The 5764-nt window shown below is 71.0% G+C and carries 3 protein-coding genes and 1 pseudogene; 1 reads left to right on the top strand and 3 read right to left on the bottom strand.

Annotated features, from left to right (window positions below; genetic code table 11):
- Together QN345_RS14850 and nudC are read right to left on the bottom strand one after the other, a co-directional pair.
- Window positions 1-1623, bottom strand: a 1623-nt coding sequence (locus QN345_RS14850) for an ATP-dependent helicase (RefSeq protein WP_323508805.1), incomplete at its 3' end; no start/stop codon positions are given.
- Window positions 1614-2636 carry an NAD(+) diphosphatase gene (nudC, locus tag QN345_RS14845; RefSeq protein WP_134559129.1) on the bottom strand — a complete coding sequence of 341 codons (1023 nt, stop codon included), beginning with the start codon at window positions 2634-2636 and terminating at the stop codon, window positions 1614-1616. The genes QN345_RS14850 and nudC, both read right to left, overlap by 10 nt.
- 92 nt (window positions 2637-2728) lie before the next feature.
- Between nudC and QN345_RS14840 the strand changes: the two genes are divergently transcribed.
- Window positions 2729-3931, top strand: coding sequence for a phosphotransferase (locus tag QN345_RS14840; protein WP_134449557.1), 1203 nt, complete (start codon window positions 2729-2731; stop codon window positions 3929-3931).
- 14 nt (window positions 3932-3945) lie between these two features.
- On the opposite strand, the pseudogene QN345_RS14835 reads toward QN345_RS14840, so the two are convergent.
- A pseudogene (locus QN345_RS14835) lies at window positions 3946-5718 on the bottom strand (3'-5' exonuclease); the annotation flags it as partial.
- Window positions 5719-5764: the final 46 nt, after the last annotated feature.

Genomic DNA, 5764 nt, shown 5'->3' with positions numbered 1-5764 from the left:
GGACGCGGACCAGCTCAGGGCGAGTCGCCGGCGTGCCCTGGTGATGCCGACGTAGAGCAGCCGGCGTTCCTCGTCGATCTGCTCGAAGGTACCCGCGTAGCTGATCGGGACGAGCCCCTCTGACAGCCCCACCACGAAGACGGCGTCCCATTCGAGGCCCTTGGCCGAGTGCAGCGTCGCGAGGGTCACCGCCGAGACGGTCGGTTCGTGCTGGCCTGCCTGCCGCTCCATCAGTTCGTCGGTGAACTGGCGGAACGTCGTTCCGGGCGCGGCCTGGTCGACGAGCCCCATGATGGCGTTGAGCGATTCCCAGCGGTCCCGCACCGCACCGGCGGCCTCCGGCGCTGTCTGGCTCCAGCCGAGCGAGCGCAGCACGTCGCTGGCCGACTTGAACAGCGGCTCGCCCACGATCGAAACGGATGCCGCTCGCAGCTGCATCACGGCCTGCTTGACCTCGGTGAGGTCGAAGAACCGCTTCGATCCACGGATCTGGTAGCTGATGGACAGGTCGCCGAGCGCGGTCTCGAGCGCCGCGGCCTGCACGTTGACCCGGTAGAGCACGGCGATGTCTTCCGGCCGGATGCCGGATTCGATCAGTTCGAGGATCTGCTGGGCGACCCCGCGTGCCTCCGCGAGGTCGTTCGCGTACTCGTGCACGCTCGGTTCGACCCCCGGCTCCGCCGAGTGCGCGCGCAGGGTGAGCGCCCCGGTGCGGCCGCGCATCAGCTGGTTCGCGGTCGTGACGATCGCCCCCGTCGACCGGTAGTTCTGTTCGAGGCGCACGACCGTCGCATCCTCCCAGCGCTTGGGGAAGTCGAGAAGGTAGTCGCTGCGGGCGCCCGCGAAGGAATAGATGGTCTGGCTGGCGTCGCCGACCACGCACAGGTCCCTGCGTGGCCCGACCCAGAGGGCGAGCAGGTCGTGCTGCAACGGCGACACGTCCTGATACTCGTCGACGACGAAGAACCGGTACTGCTCGCGCACCTGCAGGGCGACGGAGGGTTCGGACTCGATCATCCCGGCCATCGCGAGCAGGACATCCTCGAAGTCGATCTGCTTGCGCTCATCCTTCAGCCGCTCGTAGCGTTCGTGCATCGCCACGACCTGGTCGGCGTCGAGCCGGCCGGGCAGGCTGCGCCTGGCGATGCCGGCGGCGTAGTCCTCGATGCTGAGCCCGGTGGTCTTGCGCCACTCGACCTCGGCGGCGAGGTCGCGCAGGGTCGCGGTGTCGAGCCGGAGTTTGAGCTGTTCGGCGGCGTGGCCGAGCAACCGGCCCTTTCCGTCGAGGATGCGCGGCGCCTGGCCGCCGACGACGTGCGGCCAGAAGTAGTTGAGCTGGGAGAGCGCTGCGGCGTGGAAGGTGCGTGCCGCGACGCCGCCGGCGCCGAGTTGGCGCAGCCGGCCCCGGAGTTCCGCGGCGGCCCGCGAGGTGAAGGTGAGCGCCATCACCCGGTTCGGGGCGTACGCGCCGGTCATCACCCCGTAGGCGATCCGGTGGGTGATCGCGCGGGTCTTGCCGGTGCCTGCGCCCGCGAGCATGCACACCGGCCCGACGAGGGCCTCCGCGGCGATGCGCTGCTGGTCGTCGAGGCCGGCCAGAAGCGTCTCGGGGGTCAGCGCCATCCGGCGACCAGGTCGGGGCCGAAGTCGATCGGTCCGCCGTACCACTGCTCGATGATCGCGCGTGCGATCGAGGAGCGGCCGGGCAGGATGATGCTGTCGCCGGCCGCGGCCAGTTCGGAGCGGCTGAACCAGCGCAGGTCGAGGATCTCGTCACCGTCAGGCAGGACACCGTCCGGCTGCTGGCCGTCGGCGAGGCGCGCGGTGAAGCCGAACATGATCGAGGCGGGGAACGGCCACGGCTGGGAGCCGAGGTAGACCGGGTCGGTGACGCGGAGGCCGGACTCCTCGAACATCTCGCGGATGACGGCCGCCTCGAGGGACTCCCCCGGTTCGACGAAGCCCGCGAGCAGGGAATAGCGGTTGTTCTCCCACAGGGCGTTCGACCCGAGCAGGATGCGCTCGTCGGCATCGGTGATCAGCACGATCACGGCGGGGTCCGTTCGGGGGAACACCTGGCTGCCGTCCACGGGGCACCGGCGGCTCCAGCCGCCGCCCTCGACCTCGGTTGCGGCGCCGCAGCGCGGGCAGTGCGCGTGCGAGGCGTGCCAGTTCGCGAGCGCGAGCGCTTCGGTGAAGAGGCCGGCGTCGCGGTCGGAGAGGGCGCTCGCGACAGTGCGGAGCGGCACCCAGAGGGACTCGTCCGGTTCGAGGGTCGCGGCCGCGCCGTCGTCGAGGATAACGGCGACCAGGCGGGTGCCCGCGGGTTCCGCGCCCTCGTCGGCGAGGGACCTGCCGAGGTAGAGCTCGATCGGGGTCTGCGCGACGAGGGCGGGCGGGAACAGGCGCAGCCGGGGCCGGCGGCTTCCGGTATCGGTTGCGGCGAGCTCGTGGGTGCCTGCGGGGGCCGCACCCGGCGTTCCCGCCAGGAGGGTGGACCCGCGCCAGAGCGGGAGGACGCGCGTGGAGGCATCCGCCCGGAGCTCGTCGAAGAGTCCGGGTATGGCCCGGGTGAGGTGGTCCCTGTCGACGGCGTGGCGCGACAGTGGCAGTTGGGAGGTGAACGTGAACGGCATGAAGACCCTTCGGACTCTGGCGTGACTGCCGAAGTTATGTGGAGGCGTGGCGAACGACCACACCGAGGGGAAGTCGACCTAACCTAGTAGGCATGGCCAGATCCCATCTCACTCTAGCCGCGCTCGCCACTTCAGCCGTGCCCGGTCTCGACGTCGTCCAGGCCCGCAGCCATGGCTCCAGCGGGCGCTCCTCCGGCGCGCCCGGAGCATACGATTCCGCTGTCCTGCTGGACCGCGACGGACGCTCCCTGATCATCCGGGTGCCGCTTTCCCAGGCCGCGGAGACCGAGCAGTCCGCGGACCTCGTCGCGCTCCGCGCCCTGACCGTCGGCAATCGCAGCCGCCTGCCGTTCGACGTTCCGCAGTTCGTCGGGCAGGCCCCGCTCAGCGGGACGCGCGCCGTCGTCTACGAGTTCCTGCCCGGCGACACCTTCGACGCGGACGCCCTCACCGGACACGCCGGGGTCTCCGGGTCGATCGGCCGGGCCATCGCGGCCATACACGGCCTGCCGACCGCGGTGGTGAGCGATGCCGGGCTCACGCAACGCAGCGCCCAGGACTGCCGCACCGAGGTGATCGACCTGATCGGCCGCACCGAGGCGACCGGGTACCTGCCTGCGGCCCTGCTCCGCCGCTGGGAGCTCGCGACCGACGACGACGCGCTCTGGCAGTTCCTGCCCTGCGTCATCCACGGTTCACTGTCCGCGGAGTCCTTCCTGATCGGCGAGGATTCCGTGACGGCCGTGCTCGGCTGGGCGGCGCTGAGCGTCGGCGACCCGGCCAGGGACCTGAACTGGTTGCTCGCCTCCCGGGGAGCCGCCGGCGAAGCGGCGATCGCATCCTACGGCGGCGTGCGCCAGGGCAACGACCCGCGCATCACGCAGCGGGCGATGCTCTACGCAGAGCTCGAGCTCGCACGCTGGCTGCTGCACGGCACCGACACCCGCAACCAGGGAATCGTCGATGACGCCGTCGCGATGCTCGACGGGCTCGTCGAGAACGTGCACCACGCGACCTCGCACCCGCTGTCCCCGAAGACCGGCCCGATCCTGAACGTGTCCGAGGTCGAGAGCCTGCTCGCCGCGACCCCGTACGCCGCGGTGAAGCGCGCGCCGGCCGCCGCGATGCACACGGATGCCTACACGCTGTCCGACTTCGAGACCGGCGAGTTCGCCGACGAACCGGACACCACCGGCGCGATCGACGTCGTGGGCGACGGCACGGACACCGGCACCGGCGCCGAGGTGCGGGACACGACCGAGGACCACGCCGCCACGAGGTCCGCCTCGGAGTAGAGCCGCTCGGGGGCGACCACGGTGTCGTCGGCGACGAAATAGAACACCGCGTCGACCTCGTCAGGGTCGATCCCCTTCCAGGTCGCGTACGCGAGGCGGTAGAGCGCGAGCTGCGTCTGCTTGAGTTCGAGGTCCGCTGCGTTCTTCGGCGCCCGGCCCGTCTTCCAGTCCACGACCTGGTAGCCCGTCCCTGTGCGGTACACCGCGTCGAGCTTGCAGATGAAGACCTGGCCGGCGAGCACGTAATGGATCTCGATTTCGACCTCCTCCGGTTTGAGGCCGGCCCAGGGCGACCGTTCGAAGGTCGCCTGGAGGCGTTCGAGCTGGGCCTGCTCGAGCGGCTGGTTCTGGTCGAGGTCGAGTTCGAAGGCATCGGCATCCGTGTCGGTGTCTGCTTCGAAGAGCCCGGCGTCGATCCGGTCGCCGCCGAGGAGGCCGCCGGCCCGTCGCTCGACCCAGGAGTGGAAGAGGGTGCCGAGCCGGGTGGCCCGGTACGGCCGCTCGGGCATGGGGCGGCGCACCTGTGCGGCGACCCCGGCGGGATCGTCGACGTAGTCCTTGAACCGCGAGGCGGGGATGCGGGCGGGCAGCGGTGCGACCGTGCCTGCGCCCAGGCGGAGGGCGCGTTCCTCGAGCAGCAGGGTCACGACGTGGGACCAGCGTGTCTCGCGGGCCAGGGCGTCCGGATCGTTCGCTGCGGCGCGCACCCCGGAAGCGGCCTCTTCGACGACGGCCCGGCGGGTGCCGAGCGGGTCGAAGGGCCAGGCCGGCGTGAGGCCGTCCTCCGGGGCCGGTTTCTCGGCGTTGGCGCTTTCCTCTGGCAGGGGGTCGATGAGGCCGGCCTCCGCGAGCTCGACGAGGTAGCGGCTCGGGGTGCGCACGGTCGAGCCAGAGCCCCAGAACGAACCGGTCAGCAGGAGTTCGTGCCTGGCCCGGGTGGTGGCGACGTAGATCAGCCGGCGTTCCTCGTCGTCGTGGCGGCCGGCGAGGTCCGCCTTGTACGCCTGGAAGGCGAGGTCGTAGGACAGCTGGCTGTCGTGGCCGGTCCAGTCGAGCTGGGGCAGTTCGGCGTGGTCGCCGCGGAACGGGTACGGCAGCTCGCCGAAGCGGATCCAGCCGGTGACCTCGCGCGCGGGGGCCGGCAGGCTCTTGTCTGTGAGGTTCGGGATCGCGACGTAGTCCCACTCGAGGCCCTTCGCGCCATGGATGGTGAGGAGTTGCACGGTGCCCTGTTCGGCCACCTCGGCGCGCGGTCCCCTGTCGTCGGCGAGTTCGGCCCGGCCGAGCCAGCGCAGGAAGCTCGCGGCGGTGCCGAGCTCGTCACTCGCGAGGAAGTCGGAGATGGTGTCGTGGAAGGCGTAAAGGTTCGCGAGGCCGAGGCTGTTGTTCTCGTTCGCGACGAGTTCGACGTCGAGGAGGAGCTCCTGTTCGACTAGGCGCACGAAGTCGAGCAGCGGAAGACCGGCCCGCGAGCGCAACCAGGCCAGCAGCTTGCCTGCTGCGCGCAGCCGCTCACGGCCGGTGTCGGTGAAGCCGGCGAGCTGGCCGTGACCGGGCGGCGCCGCCGCGGCGAAGTCGAGGGCGTCGACGAGGGAGGCCCCCTCGTCGTCGGCGACGGACGCACGGAGCTTCTCCGTGAGCTCCCGGCTGACGGCCTTCTGCGCCCAGTCGTGGGCGGCGAGCCAGCGCGAGACGGCCGCGAGGTGCTGCAGGTCGCGCGGGCCGACCTGGAACCGGGCACCACTCAGCAACCGGACGAGTTCGCTTCCCGCCGAGGGATCGTGCACGACCCTGAGCACGCTGACGACGTCGGTGACTTCCGGGCTGCTCTCC

It is taken from the genome of Cryobacterium sp. 10I1 (assembly GCF_035019805.1).
Classification (GTDB): Bacteria; Actinomycetota; Actinomycetes; order Actinomycetales; family Microbacteriaceae; genus Cryobacterium; species Cryobacterium glucosi.
The sequence above is the reverse complement of the archived record's forward strand: the minus strand, read 5'-3'. Positions and strand labels throughout refer to the sequence as shown.

Excerpts from the sequence above, each read along its gene's own strand:
- nudC (WP_134559129.1), bottom strand. The coding sequence starts at position 2,636 with ATGCCGTTCACGTTCACCTCCCAACTGCCACTGTCGCGCCACGCCGTC.
- QN345_RS14840 (WP_134449557.1), top strand. The coding sequence starts at position 2,729 with ATGGCCAGATCCCATCTCACTCTAGCCGCGCTCGCCACTTCAGCCGTG.